This is a genomic window from Jeotgalibacillus sp. JSM ZJ347, assembly GCF_044383825.1.
Taxonomy (GTDB): domain Bacteria; phylum Bacillota; class Bacilli; order Bacillales; family Jeotgalibacillaceae; genus Jeotgalibacillus.
In genome coordinates, this window is record NZ_JBISEN010000001.1 from 361,331 (window position 1) to 378,268 (window position 16,938).

Below are 16,938 nucleotides of genomic sequence, written 5' to 3' on the forward strand. Positions count from 1 at the left end.
TGGAGGAGTCAACAATGAAAAAAATGATGAAACATCTTAAAAACAACCAGGCTTTTACATTAATTGAAATGGTGATTGTATTACTCGTGATTTCCGTTCTGCTGATCGTCAGCCTGCCAAATATTTCTTCACAAAGCAGAGAAATTAACAGCAAGGGCTGTGAGGCTTTTCAGCAGATGGTACAAGCGCAGGTGGAATCATTCCGAATGACTGAAAAGTCGTTACCATCAGATATAGCGGCACTTCAAACAGCAGGATATCTGAATCAGGATGAAACCACATGCCCTGATGGTCGTGAACTGGCGATTGGAACAGAGGGACAGGTGACCATTGTCGAGGTTCCTTAAGCAACAAAGCGGCTTTACGATGCTTGAGGTTATGGTTGTACTACTTGTAATGGGCGTATTCATCACAATATCCGCTTCGATCTATTCTTCTGTCCATACCGTTTCCACCTCATTTGAAACCCGCATCACAAATGATTTGTATTATGCCCAGCTCTATGCGATGACAGAAAATCAATATGTGACTGTCAGGTTCGATGCTGCTTATCAGGAGTATCAATTCATCGTCAGTCATCATCCGCAAGAATATGTGCTTATGCATGTTCCACTTCCTGAAAACGTTGAGCTGCTTGAGACAGGTTCGCTGAAGGTTTTCAGATATTTACCATCAGGAAATACAAGCACTTTTGGTGTCGTCAGGTTTTTAGTAGATGGTTCTCCAGTTAACATTCACTTTTATATAGCTAAAGGAAGATTCTATGTTGAAAAACACTAAAGGGTTTACTTTAATTGAATGTATATTATCACTTGGTATTTGTATATTCTTCTGTCTGACGATCTTACCAGTTGTCGTCATGCTGACAGTGAAGGCTGATCAAGCTGAAGAGCGTCAGCGTATGTTTGAAATTGCTTACGAACAGATCAAGATCATTCAGTTCAATGGACAGATTCATACCCCGGTCTTTAAAGATGGGGGTGAATATGTCATTGATTTTGATGAGGAAAACATGTGCGTTCAGAACCAGGAAAATGTTCAGGTCTGCATCAGTCAATAATTGCAGAGGCTTCACACTGCTTGAGGTGATTGTGAGTGTGGCTGTATTGACAATTATTGCTCCACTATTTGCTATGCTGATCTTGAGTTTTCTTGGCTTAATGGAGCATCAGCACCATTCGAAGGAGTGGGATTTATTTATGATTCAGTTTCAGGAGGAAATTGCGCCACTGATGCTAGAATCTCATACTGATCAATCTGTCACGTTTATTAGGGGAAATAAGAAAGTTGTATTTTCAAAATATGGATCTGTTCTTAGAAAAACTGTAAATGGAACCGGATATGAAATTCATCTGACTGCTATAGATCATCTGACTTTCAGCAGGGATGGGAAAATGGTGATGATGGGAGTTCAATTTAAAAATGGAGAGACGAAGAAGAGTATTTTTTATACTGACGATTTTGAATGAGAGAGGCTCCGTTTTACTTCCTGTACTACTGATATTTATCTTACTGCTGTCCGCATCTTCAGTCATTGCAGCTGTATCAGTTGATCGTATTCAGCATGCTGAAATGATGACGTCATATTTTCAAAAATCAGCAGTCCAATTATGGGGAGAAGAATAGGCATCTGCAGTGATATCATGTATGATGGAGCAAAATAATAAAAGGGGATCACAGATGAAAATCTATTTAATTGGCTTTATGGGTGCAGGGAAATCTACTGTAGGGCATTTACTTGGCAAGGCGCTAAATGCCACATTTATTGATCTGGATCAACTAATTGAACAGAAATGCAATAAAAAAATCAGTGAGATTTTTAAAGATGATGGTGAAATGACCTTTAGAAAAATCGAGGCTGATTATCTTAAAACGTCAAATGGAGAAATCATTGCAACCGGTGGCGGCGTTCTCTATTTTGAGGAAACCGGGCAATGGATACAGCAGGAAGGGATGGTCATTTACCTTCAGGCTCCTTTTGAAGAATTATACGCAAGAATTCAGGGAGATCACACAAGGCCGGTCGCAGCAAGACCGTATGAAGAGCTGAAGGATCTTTATCATAAAAGGGACCAGGCGTATAGGAACATTTCGCATATTCAGGTCTCGGTATCCAGGCGTTCGCCTGAAGATACAGTGACTGATATTCTGTCTTCACTTAAGGTGAACGGAGGTAAATGAGACCTGCCGAAATATGATGTGTTTGAATGTAATTGTCCTGCGCTTTCTGATATGAAAGCTGGTCGTGGATAAATGTCTTTACAAACAGTTTTTCAATATATGCTTCAAGTTTCTGATTCAGCATATTTAAAGACGTTGCATAAGGGATTTTATTAGTTAAAAGAATGCTGCCATTTGGCCGGCTGTCAGTTAACTTTTGTTCTTCAAGTTCTTTTCTTACGTCAAAAGCCGTTTGTCCCGTCGTTAATGAAAGACGGCCTTCAACTCTGTGAGATGGTGAGCCGGGTGGAACGGTTTCTGCAGTGAGATGAATCAAAATCCATGGAAAGAGCCTTTCACCCGGTTGACTTTGCTCATAACCAATAAAGAAGCGGTTGTCATTCTGGGCAGAGTTGAACATCGCTAGAAACACCGGATGGTCAGGATAGATTTGAATGATCTCTTTTTGTTGGGCCGGGGAGGGTGAGTGAACAATCATCACCTGAAGCGGATCACCAGGCTTGCAGACTGCATCTCTGTAATACCAGTAAAACGGCCTGTTCATAAATTTCCTGTCCAGCTGTTCAGTCAGCTGGACGACGGCCTGCCCGGACGATTCTGTTACATTAGCGCCTTCTGACTTTAGATATTCAATTACCAGTTTGCAAATTTCTTTGTTCATCATTCACACCCTCATTTTCCAGGTAGTCTTCGAGTAAATTTAACTTAAATTTTATTTCATTTTCAGATCTTGAATGAATCAATGCATCCTCCAGGTATTTTTCAGCTTCTGTTTTAAAAGGAGACAAAATTTGTTCGTGCTTTCCAACAATCGCTTCAAATAAATGAACCTTGTTTTCTAACAGCTTCCAAATCCTTTCTTCAATGGTATTGCGATTAAGTAAATAAATAATTTCAACATCATTTTTCTGACCAAGCCTGTGAACGCGGCCGATTCGCTGTTCAAGCTTCATCGGATTCCAAGGCAGATCTGCATGAATCACACAGCTGCAAAATTGAAGGTTCAAACCTTCTGACCCTGCTTCAGTTGCAATCATGACATCTGCTTGGTCTCTGAAAAGGTCAGTCATCCATTTTTTCTTTCCTTTTTTAAAGCCACCGCGAAACATTACTGATGAAATGCCATGCTGTTTTAAGTACCACTGTAAATAAAGCTGGGTGGTTCTGTACTGGGTGAAAATAAGCACCTTTTCATTTCTTTTTCTGATGATTTTCAGGATTTCTTTTCCTTTCCCTGTTTCAAGCTGATCTGGTCTGACATCAAGGATCGGACCAAGTATATGACAGACACCCTGATGCTGATCTCTTTTGAGTGCTTTTAACAGGGCGATACTTGAGCTGCAACCCTGCTTTAATAATGTAAGGTGGGTAAACTGATGCATATTTTTCTTTTTTAGTTCCCTGAATGCTTTTTCCACTGCCACATATAATTCTTTTTCATATCCCGATTGCTCAAGCCACTTTACTTTAATTTGTCTCTTTGTCCACTTAATATCAGTATCTTTCTTTCTCGTCCTGATCATTAATTGATCTATACGTTGTTGAAAAACTTCACTATTCTCTCCAGCCAGTTTTTTAAATTCTCTTTTATCCTGAAATAATCCGGGTTTCACGAGCGTAGACAGTGTATAAAGTTCATCCGGTTTATTTTGTACAGGTGTGGCAGTTAAAAGCAGCAGGTATTTTCTTTTTAATGAATTAACAAACTGATAATTCATCGTTTTGGGATTCGAAAGTTTATGTGCTTCATCAACAATGACGAGATCAAACTCCAGTTCTGAAAATGCTGCTTTAAAAGGCTCTCTTTTTAAAAGATCAATTGATGCAATGATCACAGGGAAATGTCGCCATTCCTTTTTTCCTTTGTGGATCATTGAAGGGATCCCAAGGCTGTGAAGCTCCGTTTGCCATTGTCCTGCGAGTGAAGAAGGGACAAGAATTAAAACTGAAGAGACAAGGTATCTCAGCTGAAGCTCTTTTAAAATCAGTGCAGCTTCAGCGGTTTTACCCAGTCCAACCTCATCTGCAAGGATCGCCTGACTATTCATTTCGAAAACGACCTTTTTCACTGCGTTTAACTGATGGGGTAACGGATTGAAAGAAGGTGTGACTTTCAGTGATTTCAGTTCACCTTGATCAACTGCCATCGAATGATGTAACTGTCGCACTAAATAATTGATTTGAACGTTCGGAGATTTATACGAATACAAATATGAAAGAAAACGTTCTTTCCAATCTTCTTCTGGTGTAATGACCGTAATTGACATAATAAATCTCCTTTCACTGCAATTTATGATTGTTGTTAAAGAAAGATGATGGTACGATAAAGATGATTTTAAGCGTAAGAACTAAGAAGTGAATAAACTATTTGTTATTGTGTCCATTTATTAAACAAATATAAGCGAATGAAAGCAGAGGGAGAGACTCTTATTATTAAGAGCGCCGAAGGAGCAAGCTGATCCGTGAATCTCTCAGGCAAAAAGACTTCTGCTGGACGCAACTCTGGAGAGTGTTTCTAATTAGCTGAAACCACCAAAGAGGAAAGCCGCAAGGTAAAACTTTCAGGTGAAAAGGACAGGGACCCCATTTTTAAAAGGGGTATCCCTGTCCTTTTTTGTTTGTATTTGGACGACTATGAGGAGGAAAGCCTGATGAATGACACTTTGAAAAAAACCCCGCTCTTTGATCGCTATAAAGAGTTTGGCGGGAAAGTAATTGATTTTGGAGGATGGGCGCTGCCGGTACAATTTTCAAGTATTAAAGAGGAGCACCATGCTGTTAGAAACCATGCAGGTTTATTCGATGTTTCCCATATGGGAGAAGTAAAAGTAACAGGATCAGCCAGTCTTGCTTACCTTCAGAAAATGATGACAAACGATATCAGTAAAATAAAAAACGGCCAGGCTCAATATACTGCGATGTGCTATGAAAATGGCGGCACAGTTGATGACCTGCTTGTTTATAAAAAAGATGATGATGATTATCTGCTTGTCATTAACGCATCTAATATAGAGAAAGATGTAGAGTGGCTCAAGCAGCATAAGATTGACAACGTTGAAGTAGAAGACATTTCAGAAGAGGTTGCCCAGCTTGCACTTCAGGGACCTAAAGCGGAAAGTATTCTTCAAAAGCTAACAGAAGTAGACTTGACTGCGATTACATTTTTTAAATTTCAAGATGATGTGAATATAAACGGTTCATCAGTATTAGTTTCAAGAACAGGCTATACAGGTGAAGACGGGTTTGAACTTTACTGCACTCCTGATGATGCTAAAAAGCTATGGAAAGAACTGCTTGAGGCAGGGAGAGAAGACGGTTTACTGCCATGCGGACTTGGTGCACGGGATACGCTTAGATTTGAGGCGAAACTTGCATTGTACGGTCAGGAGCTGACTGCTGAGATCTCCCCGATCGAAGCGGGCATTGGTTTTGCTGTTAAGCCGGATAAAGAAACTGCATTTATCGGTCAGGAAGTATTAAAAGATCAGAAAGCGAACGGAGCACCACGCAAGCTTGTGGGAATTGAAATGATTGATAAAGGAATCCCGCGCCACGGCTATAAAGTGTATGCAGATGATACAGAAATCGGTTTTGTGACAACAGGTACACAATCTCCGACTCTAGGCAAAAATGTAGGTTACGTACTGATTAAAAAAGAATTTGCGGCACTCGGTCAGGAGCTTTATGTAGAAGTCAGAAATAAAAAGTTAAAAGCCGAAGTTGTAAAATCTCCATTTTATAAAAGGTAAAGAAGAAGGGAGCAGCAAAAATGAAGCATCGTTACTTACCAATGACTGAACAGGATCAGGTGGAAATGCTGAAAACGATTGGCGTATCATCTGTGGAAGAACTTTTTGAGGACATCCCTGAAAAAGTAAGATTTAAAGGTGAATTAAACATTAAGCCTGCAAAAACGGAATCAGCTTTAATGAAGGAACTTGCACAATTGGCAGAAAAAAATGCTGACACACAAAAAAACACGTCATTCCTCGGTGCTGGTATATATGACCACTATTCACCGGTTATTATGGACCACGTTATTTCAAGATCTGAATTCTATACAGCTTATACGCCTTATCAGCCTGAAATCTCGCAGGGTGAACTACAGGCTATTTTCGAATTCCAGACAATGATTGCAGAACTGACTGGAATGGACGTTGCAAACTCTTCAATGTATGACGGTGGTACATCATTCGCTGAAGCAGCAATGCTATCTGCGGGTCAGACAAAGCGGAAAAAAGTACTTGTATCAGGTGCAGTTCATCCTGAATCAAAAGCTGTGCTTGAAACGTATGCAGCAGGACAGCATATCGAAGTGGTAACAGTACCTGAAAAAGACGGCGTGACAGATCTTAAAGAATTAGAATCGTTAATGTCTGATGATATTGCAGCTGTCATGGTACAGTATCCAAACTTCTTCGGTCAGATCGAAAGACTCGATCAGATTGAACAGCTGGCTCACGGTAGTAAAGCAATGTTTGTTGTCTCATCAAACCCGCTTTCACTTGGTGCACTTACACCGCCAGGCGAATTTGGTGCAGATATTGTTGTAGGGGACGCGCAGCCGTTTGGTCTGCCGCAGTCATTTGGCGGTCCTCACTGCGGATATTTTGCGGTGACAAAAAAGCTGATGAGAAAAGTACCGGGCCGTCTTGTTGGTGAAACGAATGATGAAGAGGGTCAGCGTGGGTATGTGTTAACGCTTCAGGCGCGTGAACAGCACATCAGAAGAGACAAAGCGACTTCAAATATCTGTTCAAATCAGGCATTAAATGCACTCGCATCTTCTGTCACGATGACAGCGCTTGGTAAACAGGGTATTAAAGAAATTGCACATCAGAACCTGCAAAAAGCTGCATATGCAAAAAAACAGCTCCAGGCAGCAGGCTTAAGCGTGAAAAACGGTGGATATACATTTAATGAATTTGTCGTTGAACTGAATCAGCCGGTATCTGCAGTCAATCAGGCGTTAATGAAGAAAAACATCATTGGCGGTTATGACCTTGGCAGAGACTTTGACAGCCGTCAGAATCAGATGCTGATTGCAGTGACTGAACAGCGTACAAAAGAAGAAATTGACTTACTTGCAGAGGAGCTGAAACAATATGCGTAATGAAAACCAGCCGCTAATTTTTGAAATGTCACGTGAAGGAAGAATCGGTTACAGCCTGCCGGACCTTGATGTGCCGGAATCTGATGTAGAGGATCTGCTGCCTGAAGGTTTCGCGCGAAAAGAAGCTCCTGAGCTGCCGGAAGTATCTGAACTTGATATTATGCGTCACTATACAGCACTGTCAAAAAGAAATCACGGTGTAGATTCAGGTTTCTACCCGCTTGGCAGCTGTACAATGAAATATAATCCGAAAGTGAATGAAGCAGTTGCACGTTACGCAGGATTCGCTCATATTCATCCGTTACAGGATGAAAGTACAGTTCAGGGTGCAATGGAAATGATGTACGATCTTCAGGAGCATCTTGTAGAGATCACAGGCATGGATGAAGTTACGCTGCAGCCTGCAGCGGGCGCTCACGGTGAGTGGACAGGGCTGATGATGATCAGAGCTTTCCATGAGGCAAACGGAGACTTCAAACGTACAAAAGTCATCGTACCTGACTCAGCGCACGGTACAAACCCGGCTTCTGCCACAGTAGCAGGGTTCGAAACAGTTACTGTTAAATCGAATGAAAACGGGCTTGTTGATCTTGAGGATCTGAAAAGAGTAGTAGACGATCAGACAGCTGCTCTGATGCTGACGAATCCTAATACGCTTGGACTGTTTGAAGAGGATATTCTTGAGATGGCATCGATTATCCATGATGCAGGCGGAAAGCTTTATTATGACGGGGCAAACCTGAACGCTGTACTGGCAAAGGCACGTCCTGGAGATATGGGCTTTGATGTTGTTCACTTAAATCTCCATAAAACGTTCACAGGCCCTCACGGAGGCGGTGGACCGGGTTCTGGTCCGGTTGGTGTGAAAAAGGATCTGATTCCTTATCTGCCAAAGCCGGTGCTTGTTAAAACAGAAGCAGGTTATACATTTGACTATAACCGTCCGGATTCGATCGGCCGTGTGAAGCCTTACTATGGTAACTTCGGAATTAATGTACGTGCATACACTTATATCAGAACGATGGGTCCTGACGGGTTAAAAGCAGTCAGTGAAAATGCAGTCATTAATGCGAACTATATGATGAGAAGACTGGCTGAGTATTTTGATCTGCCATATGACAGACATTGTAAGCATGAATTTGTCATCAGCGGAAAACGTCAGAAAAAGCTCGGGGTGCGTACGCTAGACATCGCCAAACGTCTGCTTGACTTCGGTTTCCATCCGCCAACCATCTACTTCCCGATCAACGTCGAAGAGTGTATGATGATTGAACCGACTGAAACTGAATCTAAAGAGACGCTCGACTCATTCATTGAGGCGATGATCCAGATTGCGAAAGAAGCGGAAGAAAACCCTGAAATCGTTCAGGAAGCACCGCACACGACTGTCATCAGCCGTCTTGATGAAACGCAGGCAGCACGCAAGCCGGTTCTGAGATACGTGAAAAAAGAACCTGTAGAAGTATAATGAAGAAGAGCCTCCTGATCTGATTAGGAGGCCTTTCTTATGAAAACATATTATTTACGCTTAATTTTACCTGTCCATTTTTTAAATCCGCCCTGCAGCTGATAAAGGTCTTTTACGCCTTTTTTGTGTAACAGCTGCGCTGCACGTCCGCTTCTCATACCATTTTGGCAGTAGATATAGACCGGTTTATCAGCGCGGATCTCACCAAGACGCATTTTAAGCTGTGACAATGGAATATTTCTTGCGCCTAAAATATGACCTCCGTCGTATTCTTTCTGTTCGCGGACATCAATGAGCTGTGCTTTACGGTATCCTGCTTTAAATTCTTCTTCAGTTAATGTTTTAAGGATTTTTTTCTGTCTGAAGTAAGTGAAAACTGAATAAAGAATGATTCCTGCAAGCACAATGAGTAATACATATAACGACTCCAAGTTTTTAACCCCTTTCTATTTCACACTATCCTTTATTATAGTAGGCGGCTCTCATAAGTTCAAAGAAAATAATCAGTTTGATCATCAGTTTTTGACAAGTTGATGGACATTACTTGATCAAAAAGGACAAGTATGAAATCATTTCAAATTGGCAAATATCCAATATGTTTTCTGAGATTCTCTACAGGATATTCGGTTTTTCGCTGTTTATTGGATTTGACAATAATTTTGTAATTGACACAAAAAACTATATGTTGTATAGGTTTTAAAAAAGAAAACACAATATGTTGTGTTTTTTGGTTTGAGGGTTTATATTATTGGTAATACATACAGTAGTTAAGTTCTTAACTCGCTGTTTATTAAAGATATATGTCGAAAGGGGAAATGGAAGTGGCCCAGGTATCAGCATCAGCGCCAGTATTAAATAAAGAAAAATTAAATGAAGACATTCAGTCGTTTGAGGTGGTTCACCCGATCACTGCAGACATGAAGCTGACGCACAAAGGTGTTTCAAGACTCGTCATGTTAGATCGTTATGCGTTTAAGGACACTGAAAAGAAAACTTTGAGTGAAGGGGATTTTGTCGTTCTGACTGTCAGAGAAGATCCTAAATTCCCGGCTCGCGGGCTCGGCTACATTAAAGAAATTGACTGGGAAAAAGGTGTTGCTTCAGTTCAGGTGGAGGATGAATTTAAAAATTCACTAGATACACCGAAAGAAGTTGAATCGGGTATTATTGTCCGGTCACTTGATGTCATTGAAAAGCCGCTTGAAGTGTACTATGAGCAGATTGCACTCAGAAATGCTACAGGTCTTGCATCTGTTGAAAAAACGGAGGAATTGCAAAAAGAGTGGACTGAAAAATTCTATCAGGAGCTTTCAAGTATGCGGTTTGTTCCTGCAGGAAGGGTACTGTACGGTGCAGGTGCAAAAACGGATGTTACATTCTTCAACTGTTATGTAATGCCGTTTATTCAGGACTCAAGAGAAGGGATTTCCGATCACCGCAAGCAGGTAATGGAGATTATGAGCCGCGGCGGCGGTGTAGGAACGAATGGTTCTACACTGAGACCAAGGAACACACTTGCGAGAGGCGTTAATGGTAAATCATCCGGTTCAGTCTCATGGCTCGATGACATTGCAAAACTGACACATCTTGTGGAACAAGGTGGGTCAAGACGTGGTAGAGAAGCATAATGAATGTATGCCTCGTCTATAAATAAACCTCGTGAATTGCTGGAAACTCTTTTATGACTTATTGGCTACAACGTGACTGGAAACAGTGAGCGTGAATGCTTGAAAACAATAAGTGGACAAAGACAATCAGCAGCCAAGCTCCTTAAAAGGAGAAGGTCCAACGGCCATCGAAACCACGCTTATGCGGAAGGGAGTAGAGTAGGGGACAAGCGTTTCCGAAGCGCGAGGACACTCAAAAAGGAGTGTAAGATATGGTCTGAACTCTAAGGTGACTTAGAGCGTTGGTTTAGCGAACCAATATAACAAATTGGCACAAATGATTATGCTCTCAGACTGGCACCCTGACATTATTGAATTCATTATTTCCAAAATGCAAAATCCTAGAATACTACGATTCCTGCTTGAAACGACAAACGATGATTTTATTAAAAAAATTGCACAGGAAAAACTAAAATTCACACCGCTTACTGAGCAGGAAGCTGCGATGTATCAAAGTATTGTTAACTATGAAAGTATTGAAGGGTACGGTGGATTTAATAAGGAAATTATTGAAGACGCGAAGCAGAAACTTGCAGAAGGCGGTAACTACTCAGTTCATAATCCGGAATTCCTGACAGGTGCAAATATTTCTGTCTGTCTGACGGATGACTTTATGAAAGCAGTAGATGAGGATCAGGACTATGCACTGAGATTCCCGCATGTAGAATCGTACTCTAAAGAAGAAATGGCACGTTATAATGCAGAATGGCATGAAGTTGGGGATGTGCGGAAGTGGGAAGCACAGGGTAATAAAGTCAGAACCTACCGTACAATAAAAGCAAAAGAGCTTTGGAACCTGATTAATATCTGTGCAACATATTCTGCTGAACCAGGTATTTTCTTTATTGATAATGCCAATGACATGACAAATGCAAAAGCTTATGGACAGCAGGTCGTAGCAACAAATCCTTGTGGGGAACAACCACTTGCACCATTTTCTGTCTGTAACCTCGCAGCAGTAAACCTTGCTGAGTTCGCAGACAAGAAGAATAAAACCGTGCGTTTTGACAAACTGAAAGAAACCGTTGCAACAGGTGTCAGAATGCAGGACAACGTCATTGATGCCACACCTTATTTTCTTGAAGAGAATAAGAAACAGGCGCTTGGGGAGCGCCGTGTAGGTCTAGGTGTCATGGGTCTTGCAGATCTTCTCATTTATTGTGAAAAGGAATACGGTTCAGAAGAGGGAAATCAGTTAGTAGATAAAATATTTGAAACAATTGCCGTAACAGCATACGAAACGTCAGTGGAACTTTCTAAAGAACGAGGTTCATTCCCGTTCCTTGAAGGCGAAACAGCTGAAGAAACGAACCGCTTAAGAGAAGCTTTTATCAATTCAGGGTATATGCAAAAAATGCCTGAGCACGTCAAACAGGGAATCGTTGAAAATGGCATCCGTAACTCTCACCTGCTGACAGTTGCACCGACAGGAAGCACAGGTACAATGGTCGGCGTTGCGACTGGCCTTGAGCCATATTTCTCTTATACGTATTACAGAAGCGGCAGACTTGGTAAATTTATTGAAGTGAAAGCCGACATTGTAAAAGAATACCTTGAATTAAATAATAAAACAGAAGAAGACGAACTGCCTTCATTCTTCGTAACAGCGATGGAGCTGGCACCTGAAGCGCACGCCGATACACAATGTGTGATTCAGAGATGGATTGACAGTTCAATTTCGAAAACGGTCAATGCACCAAAAGGCTACTCAGTTGAACAGGTGGAAAGCGTATATGAAAGACTATACCGCGGAGGCGCAAAAGGCGGAACAGTATATGTAGACGGAAGCCGTGACAGTCAGGTACTGACTTTAAAAGCTGAAGAAAACAAAGAAGAAAAGCCGAGAGAAAAACAAAACGTCGTGCTGATCGATACAATCCAGGATCTGCGCTCAACAAACGTGACAATCGGTTCAGAAGTAGGGAATACATGCCCGGTCTGCCGTAAAGGAACAGTGAAAGAAATTGGCGGCTGTAACACATGTACAAACTGTAATGCACAGCTGAAGTGTGGTCTATAAAATAGTTATTAGGGTCTGGATTAAGTCCGGACCTCTTTTTTATTAGCTAAGTATAGGTAATTGTTGTTTCGGCACATCTGTTGATTGTAGCGGAAGGGGGCGACTCCAGCAGGAGAAATCGGACAGGTGAGACCCCGCAGTGCGAAGCGCAAGGAGGCTCACCGCCGATCCTGCGGAAAGCGTCCCCCTGGAGCTACAATCAACAGCCAACTTAAAAATTACCAAAATAAAAACACCTGATTGCTCAGGTGTCTACAGCGTCATACGCTTTTTCTTTTTGCCTTTTTTACCCTCAATGACAGTCAGTTTTGGTCCATTCAATCTCGCAGCACCAGCTTTCTTAGCGGGCTTTCTTTGAGGCTGATTTCTTTGTGCGGTCTGAATTTTTCTGACCTTTGAAGGCTTTGCAGGCTGATATTTCTTTTTGGACTGACGGACAGCTTTTTTATAAGCACTATTCTCCTGACTGTTTCCTCTACGTGACATGACAAAACGGTAAATTCCATAAATCGCAGCAGCCAATAGTGCGTAAATCAGGATCATTCTAAGCAGTGAACCCGGTTCAAATAAAATCATTGAAATTAATCCAAGCGCTCCCAGACCAATAACGGCATAGAAAACGATACTTTTAACATTCAATGCAGCCACCTCCCGCAGCAAACCTTTTTATTAGTTTAGACAAGTGCAGCTTTTTTTAAACCTTTTTCAGCCTCTTCCTCCATTTCAAGCATCTTATTGAATGAAGCAATCGCTACTTCGACCTGATCATCTTTAGGTTCTTTTGTCGTCAGCAGCTGCAGCCAGAGCCCAGGATAGCCGAGGAACTTTAGTACTGGAATATCGCGTACTTTATTTGTAATCTGAAGTACTTCAAAAGAAATACCCAGTACAACCGGAATTAACGCAATACGGTTTAAAATACGTGCAGTTAACGGTTCAGTCGGTACAAGCAGATAGACAAACATGCCTACAATGACTGTGAATAAAATGAAGCTTGAGCCACATCTGTAGTGAAGTCTTGATTGAGACTGTACATTTTCAACAGTTAATGGCAGGTTGCTTTCATAAGCATTAATCACCTTATGTTCTGCCCCGTGATACTGAAACACCCTTTTGATCAGTGGTGTAAGTGAGATAAAGTAAATATACGCAAGAAGCAAAATCACTTTAAATACACTTTCAAGCATAACCTGTCCAATATCTCCCGGTACCGCAAAACGGAAAAGCTCTGCCAAGAATACGGGAATTAAAGTGAAAACAAATTTCCCAAATAGGAATGAAAGAACACCAATAGCAGCAATTCCGAATACCATTTCAAGCTTTGAAGATTTCTGTTCCTGCTGAACTTTTTCATCTTCTTCAGGCAGCACATCGTATCTCTCACTCGAAAAATTCAGGTGCTGTGTTCCATTTGCGCTTGCTTCAATCAGCGCAATGATCCCTCTTAAGAAAGGCACCTTTTTTAATTTTTGAAAAGTTGGATTCTGTTTTCTTGGAAGATCGAAATATTCAATCGAGTCATCTTTCCTCCTGATGGCAGTGACAGTGTGACGTTTGCCGCCAAACATAACACCTTCCATTACAGCCTGACCGCCATATGCGGGCTTTTGATTTTTCATGTTTACACCAGCCTATTCCTTACATTCCTAATATTCAGTCAACCAGCAGATGCTGATTTTGAGTAGGTAATACCAGTTTACTAAAAAATCTGTCATTCTTCTACTGTTCGGTGCCTGGAATAACGTAATTAATTCAGTGGCATAATGGGTGTAAAAAGGAGAGATTCATATGGAGTTTCCTACAATCAAACGATTCCCACTTGCCATTTATACATCCATTGCAGGCGCAGTTGTATTTTACTGTATATACCGTGCTTATGTTTTCTTCCATTTTATCGAAAAAGATCTGCTCAAACCGGGGTTCTCATTTATCGCTGCAGAATTTCAAAAAGGCTGGATCAGCGAGTTGTTGTTTATAACCATGCTGACCGTTTGTTCTCTGATATGGGCACTTATTTATTATGTACTGTTAAAGGCACGTCATACGGTTTATCCGGGTATTTTCATGGGCTTGCTGATGTTGGAGGTGCTGTTACTTTTAGGATGGTTATATGACTGGCGGATGGATCCTTCATCCCTTCAGACAAAAACGATCGTGTCACTTCATTCACTTTGTATTTTATACGGGCTCTTTACTGGCTATTCAATTTCATATGAAGAGCCTTACAAAACGAAACAATCGGAAAATTAAACGGATGATGTGTTACAATTTGTTTGTGTGGCGAAGTAAAGGTAAAGGAGCGAACTGCTTTGAAAAAGATATTATTACTGAATGGCCCCAACCTCAACAGGCTGGGTAAAAGGCAGCCTGAGATCTATGGAACTGATACACTTGAATCAATAGAGCAACACCTCACTTCAGTCGCAGAAAAGCAGGGCTTCACACTAAGTGCATTTCAGTCTAATCATGAGGGAGAATTAATTGATGCGCTGCACCGCTCAGAAGATGAACAGTATGCGGGTGTTATATTCAACCCGGCAGCATACACGCACTCAAGTATTGCACTGAGAGATGCAGTAGCGTCAATTTCTGTACCCGTGACAGAGATTCATTTATCAAACATCCATGCACGTGAAACGTTCCGGCACCAGTCAATGATTGCAGCTGAAGCAATCGGTCAAATTGCCGGATTTGGTGTGTATGGCTATGAAATGGCACTGAATGCGTTAATCAATTATGTAAAGGAGAATCATCATGCGTAAAATTGAAAAATTAAGAAACGAAATTTCAGGTCAGGCAGATGGGATGCTGATCACAAGTCCTTATAACCGAAGATATATGACGAATTTCACCGGTTCTGCAGGAGCAGTATTAATCTCAGCAGAAAAAGCAGTGTTTATCACTGACTTCAGATATACAGAACAGGCAGAAAAACAGGCTGAAGGCTATGAAGTTGTGACACATCAGGGGCCGATTACAAAAGAAATCGCTGCTCAATGCGAAAAGATGGGTATCAAAAAGCTTGGAATTGAATCAGATCACCTTGTATTAAGTACATATAAGCAGTATGAAGAGTATATTAAAGCAGAACTGATCCCGCTTTCAGGAACAGTTGAAAAACTGCGCTTAATTAAATCGACGGATGAAATTATGATTATCAAAGAAGCAGCTGATATTGCGGATGCGGCATTTAAGCATATTCTTGATTTCATTCAGCCTGGAAGAACAGAAATTGAAGTTTCAAATGAACTCGAATTCTTTATGAGGAATGCAGGAGCGGTTTCATCATCATTTGATATTATTGTAGCAAGCGGCACACGTTCAGCGCTTCCACACGGTGTAGCGAGCAGTAAAACGATTGAAAAAGGTGATTTTGTTACACTGGACTACGGCGCACTTCATAAAGGGTACGCTTCAGACATGACAAGAACGCTCGCTGTTGGGGAACCGAATGACAAGCTGAAGGAAATCTATCAGGTAACACTTGATGCACAGTTAAAAGCGATGGAAGAAATTAAGCCTGGGCTTACTGGCAAAGAAGCAGATGCGATTGCACGTGACTATATTACTTCAAAGGGATATGGTGAGTACTTTGGTCACTCACTTGGTCACGGTCTTGGGATGGAAGTACATGAAGGACCGGGCTTATCTTCAAGATCTGAGACGAAGCTTGAACCAAATATGGTAGTCACAGTGGAGCCGGGTATTTATCTGCCGGGAATCGGTGGCGTCAGAATTGAGGATGATACCGTGATCACTGAAAAAGGAAATGAAACGCTGACTCACTCGACAAAAGATCTGATTATCCTATAAAATATGAAAGATGACGTAAATTAACGTTTACTTTTTACCGTAAAGTCTATACAATTACTAGCGGTAAACGGAGATCAAGAAAACGGAGGAATTCAAATGATTTCAGTAAATGATTTTAAAACAGGGTTAACAATAGAAGTAGACGGCGGAATCTGGAGAGTCATGGACTTCCAGCACGTTAAGCCGGGTAAAGGCGCTGCATTCGTAAGATCAAAGCTGCGTAACCTGCGCACAGGCGCTGTACAGGAAAAAACATTCAGAGCAGGGGAAAAAGTAGCGAAAGCTCAGATTGACAATAAGCGTATGCAGTATCTTTATGCAAATGGTGATATGCACGTCTTCATGGATAATGAAACGTATGAACAAATTGAACTGCCTGCAGCTCAAATTGAGTATGAACTGAAGTTTCTTAAAGAAAATATGGAAGTTCAAATTATGATGTATCAGGCTGAAACATTAGGTCTTGAGCTTCCGAACACTGTGGAGCTTGAAGTAACTGAGACTGAGCCTGGCATTAAAGGGGATACTTCAAGTGGCGGTTCAAAACCTGCTACAGTAGAAACAGGATTGACAGTAAACGTACCTTTCTTTGTTAACGAAGGTGACAAGCTTGTCATTAATACAACAGATGGAACGTATGTATCACGCGTTCAGTAATTGATCGTCATATAAACTG

The 16,938-nt window shown here is 41.3% G+C and carries 18 protein-coding genes, 2 pseudogenes and 2 riboswitches; of the genes and pseudogenes, 15 read left to right on the forward strand and 5 right to left on the reverse strand.

Features of this window, described 5'->3' with window-relative positions:
- Positions 1–14 precede the first annotated feature (14 nt).
- The 6 genes from comGC to ACH6CZ_RS01830 are packed head-to-tail and all read left to right on the forward strand — an operon-like array spanning position 15 to position 2,181.
- On the forward strand, positions 15–347 hold the full coding sequence (gene comGC, locus ACH6CZ_RS01805) for a competence type IV pilus major pilin ComGC (protein ID WP_374095722.1): 333 nt from the start codon (positions 15–17) through the stop codon (positions 345–347).
- Complete coding sequence (comGD, locus tag ACH6CZ_RS01810; RefSeq protein WP_374095723.1) at positions 331–780, forward strand: competence type IV pilus minor pilin ComGD; 450 nt, start codon at positions 331–333, stop codon at positions 778–780. The genes comGC and comGD overlap by 17 nt, the downstream gene beginning before the upstream one ends.
- On the forward strand, positions 767–1,060 hold the full coding sequence (gene comGE / locus ACH6CZ_RS01815) for a competence type IV pilus minor pilin ComGE (RefSeq protein ID WP_374095724.1): 294 nt from the start codon (positions 767–769) through the stop codon (positions 1,058–1,060). Before comGD ends, comGE begins: the two co-directional genes overlap by 14 nt.
- Complete coding sequence (gene comGF / locus ACH6CZ_RS01820; RefSeq protein ID WP_374096493.1) at positions 1,035–1,469, forward strand: competence type IV pilus minor pilin ComGF; 435 nt, start codon at positions 1,035–1,037, stop codon at positions 1,467–1,469. The genes comGE and comGF overlap by 26 nt, the downstream gene beginning before the upstream one ends.
- Positions 1,423–1,626, forward strand: coding sequence for a hypothetical protein (locus ACH6CZ_RS01825; RefSeq protein ID WP_374095725.1), 204 nt, complete (start codon positions 1,423–1,425; stop codon positions 1,624–1,626). The genes comGF and ACH6CZ_RS01825 overlap by 47 nt, the downstream gene beginning before the upstream one ends.
- Positions 1,627–1,680: 54 nt before the next feature.
- Positions 1,681–2,181, forward strand: a complete 501-nt coding sequence (locus ACH6CZ_RS01830) for a shikimate kinase (RefSeq protein WP_374095726.1) — start codon at positions 1,681–1,683, stop codon at positions 2,179–2,181.
- Here the strand turns inward: ACH6CZ_RS01830 and ACH6CZ_RS01835 are convergent.
- Both ACH6CZ_RS01835 and ACH6CZ_RS01840 read right to left on the reverse strand, forming a co-directional pair.
- Entirely contained in the window at positions 2,159–2,842 is a 684-nt protein-coding gene (locus ACH6CZ_RS01835; protein ID WP_374095727.1) for a YqhG family protein, read from the reverse strand. The two genes, ACH6CZ_RS01830 and ACH6CZ_RS01835, sit on opposite strands and share 23 nt — an antisense overlap.
- The gene (locus ACH6CZ_RS01840; RefSeq protein ID WP_374095728.1) at positions 2,811–4,448 is read right to left on the reverse strand and encodes a DEAD/DEAH box helicase; all 1,638 of its coding nucleotides are present in this window, start codon (positions 4,446–4,448) and stop codon (positions 2,811–2,813) included. The genes ACH6CZ_RS01835 and ACH6CZ_RS01840 overlap by 32 nt, the downstream gene beginning before the upstream one ends.
- 138 nt (positions 4,449–4,586) lie before the next feature.
- A riboswitch (glycine riboswitch) is annotated at positions 4,587–4,678 on the forward strand.
- Positions 4,679–4,681: 3 nt separating this feature from the next.
- Positions 4,682–4,761, forward strand: a riboswitch (glycine riboswitch).
- A 71-nt stretch (positions 4,762–4,832) separates the two neighbouring features.
- On the opposite strand from ACH6CZ_RS01840, the gene gcvT reads away from it, so the two are divergent.
- Genes gcvT through gcvPB form a run of 3 tightly spaced genes read left to right on the forward strand, consistent with a single transcriptional unit; the run spans position 4,833 to position 8,762 of the window.
- On the forward strand, positions 4,833–5,930 hold the full coding sequence (gene gcvT, locus ACH6CZ_RS01845) for a glycine cleavage system aminomethyltransferase GcvT (RefSeq protein WP_374095729.1): 1,098 nt from the start codon (positions 4,833–4,835) through the stop codon (positions 5,928–5,930).
- A 20-nt stretch (positions 5,931–5,950) separates the two neighbouring features.
- Positions 5,951–7,294 carry an aminomethyl-transferring glycine dehydrogenase subunit GcvPA gene (gene gcvPA, locus ACH6CZ_RS01850; RefSeq protein WP_374095730.1) on the forward strand — a complete coding sequence of 448 codons (1,344 nt, stop codon included), beginning with the start codon at positions 5,951–5,953 and terminating at the stop codon, positions 7,292–7,294.
- The gene (gcvPB, locus tag ACH6CZ_RS01855) at positions 7,287–8,762 is read left to right on the forward strand and encodes an aminomethyl-transferring glycine dehydrogenase subunit GcvPB (protein WP_374095731.1); all 1,476 of its coding nucleotides are present in this window, start codon (positions 7,287–7,289) and stop codon (positions 8,760–8,762) included. Before gcvPA ends, gcvPB begins: the two co-directional genes overlap by 8 nt.
- Positions 8,763–8,812: 50 nt before the next feature.
- Here gcvPB and ACH6CZ_RS01860 read toward each other — a convergent pair whose 3' ends face one another.
- Entirely contained in the window at positions 8,813–9,193 is a 381-nt protein-coding gene (locus ACH6CZ_RS01860) for a rhodanese-like domain-containing protein (RefSeq protein WP_374095732.1), read from the reverse strand.
- 384 nt (positions 9,194–9,577) lie between these two features.
- On the opposite strand from ACH6CZ_RS01860, the pseudogene ACH6CZ_RS01865 reads away from it, so the two are divergent.
- Together ACH6CZ_RS01865 and ACH6CZ_RS01870 are read left to right on the forward strand one after the other, a co-directional pair.
- Positions 9,578–10,384, forward strand: a pseudogene (locus tag ACH6CZ_RS01865) (ribonucleotide reductase N-terminal alpha domain-containing protein); the annotation flags it as partial.
- A gap of 316 nt (positions 10,385–10,700) precedes the next feature.
- Positions 10,701–12,449: pseudogene (locus ACH6CZ_RS01870) on the forward strand (vitamin B12-dependent ribonucleotide reductase); the annotation flags it as partial.
- A gap of 252 nt (positions 12,450–12,701) precedes the next feature.
- Here the strand turns inward: ACH6CZ_RS01870 and ACH6CZ_RS01875 are convergent.
- Complete coding sequence (locus ACH6CZ_RS01875; protein WP_374095733.1) at positions 12,702–13,088, reverse strand: SA1362 family protein; 387 nt, start codon at positions 13,086–13,088, stop codon at positions 12,702–12,704.
- Positions 13,089–13,123: 35 nt separating this feature from the next.
- Positions 13,124–14,068 (reverse strand): DUF1385 domain-containing protein, encoded by a 945-nt coding sequence (locus ACH6CZ_RS01880; protein ID WP_374095734.1) that lies wholly within the window; start codon positions 14,066–14,068, stop codon positions 13,124–13,126.
- Between the two features lie 169 nt (positions 14,069–14,237).
- On the opposite strand from ACH6CZ_RS01880, the gene ACH6CZ_RS01885 reads away from it, so the two are divergent.
- The 4 genes from ACH6CZ_RS01885 to efp all read left to right on the forward strand — a co-directional run bounded on the left by ACH6CZ_RS01885 (position 14,238) and on the right by efp (position 16,919).
- Positions 14,238–14,699 (forward strand): YqhR family membrane protein, encoded by a 462-nt coding sequence (locus ACH6CZ_RS01885; protein WP_374095735.1) that lies wholly within the window; start codon positions 14,238–14,240, stop codon positions 14,697–14,699.
- Between the two features lie 59 nt (positions 14,700–14,758).
- A complete protein-coding gene (gene aroQ, locus ACH6CZ_RS01890; protein ID WP_374095736.1) occupies positions 14,759–15,211 on the forward strand; it encodes a type II 3-dehydroquinate dehydratase in 453 nt (150 codons plus the stop codon).
- Positions 15,204–16,262 (forward strand): M24 family metallopeptidase, encoded by a 1,059-nt coding sequence (locus ACH6CZ_RS01895; RefSeq protein ID WP_374095737.1) that lies wholly within the window; start codon positions 15,204–15,206, stop codon positions 16,260–16,262. Before aroQ ends, ACH6CZ_RS01895 begins: the two co-directional genes overlap by 8 nt.
- A gap of 96 nt (positions 16,263–16,358) precedes the next feature.
- Positions 16,359–16,919 carry an elongation factor P gene (gene efp / locus ACH6CZ_RS01900; protein ID WP_374095738.1) on the forward strand — a complete coding sequence of 187 codons (561 nt, stop codon included), beginning with the start codon at positions 16,359–16,361 and terminating at the stop codon, positions 16,917–16,919.
- The last annotated feature ends 19 nt before the right edge of the window (positions 16,920–16,938 follow it).

Bases quoted from the DNA above. Each gene is read 5' to 3' on its own strand.
- ACH6CZ_RS01835 (WP_374095727.1), bottom strand. From the start codon at position 2,842: ATGAACAAAGAAATTTGCAAACTGGTAATTGAATATCTAAAGTCAGAA.
- gcvT (WP_374095729.1), top strand. From the start codon at position 4,833: ATGAATGACACTTTGAAAAAAACCCCGCTCTTTGATCGCTATAAAGAG.
- ACH6CZ_RS01895 (WP_374095737.1), top strand. From the start codon at position 15,204: ATGCGTAAAATTGAAAAATTAAGAAACGAAATTTCAGGTCAGGCAGAT.
- gcvPB (WP_374095731.1), top strand. From the start codon at position 7,287: ATGCGTAATGAAAACCAGCCGCTAATTTTTGAAATGTCACGTGAAGGA.
- ACH6CZ_RS01840 (WP_374095728.1), bottom strand. From the start codon at position 4,448: ATGTCAATTACGGTCATTACACCAGAAGAAGATTGGAAAGAACGTTTT.
- ACH6CZ_RS01885 (WP_374095735.1), top strand. From the start codon at position 14,238: ATGGAGTTTCCTACAATCAAACGATTCCCACTTGCCATTTATACATCC.
- comGC (WP_374095722.1), top strand. From the start codon at position 15: ATGAAAAAAATGATGAAACATCTTAAAAACAACCAGGCTTTTACATTA.
- ACH6CZ_RS01880 (WP_374095734.1), bottom strand. From the start codon at position 14,068: ATGAAAAATCAAAAGCCCGCATATGGCGGTCAGGCTGTAATGGAAGGT.
- ACH6CZ_RS01830 (WP_374095726.1), top strand. From the start codon at position 1,681: ATGAAAATCTATTTAATTGGCTTTATGGGTGCAGGGAAATCTACTGTA.
- gcvPA (WP_374095730.1), top strand. From the start codon at position 5,951: ATGAAGCATCGTTACTTACCAATGACTGAACAGGATCAGGTGGAAATG.
- ACH6CZ_RS01825 (WP_374095725.1), top strand. From the start codon at position 1,423: ATGGAGAGACGAAGAAGAGTATTTTTTATACTGACGATTTTGAATGAG.
- comGF (WP_374096493.1), top strand. From the start codon at position 1,035: ATGTTCAGGTCTGCATCAGTCAATAATTGCAGAGGCTTCACACTGCTT.
- efp (WP_374095738.1), top strand. From the start codon at position 16,359: ATGATTTCAGTAAATGATTTTAAAACAGGGTTAACAATAGAAGTAGAC.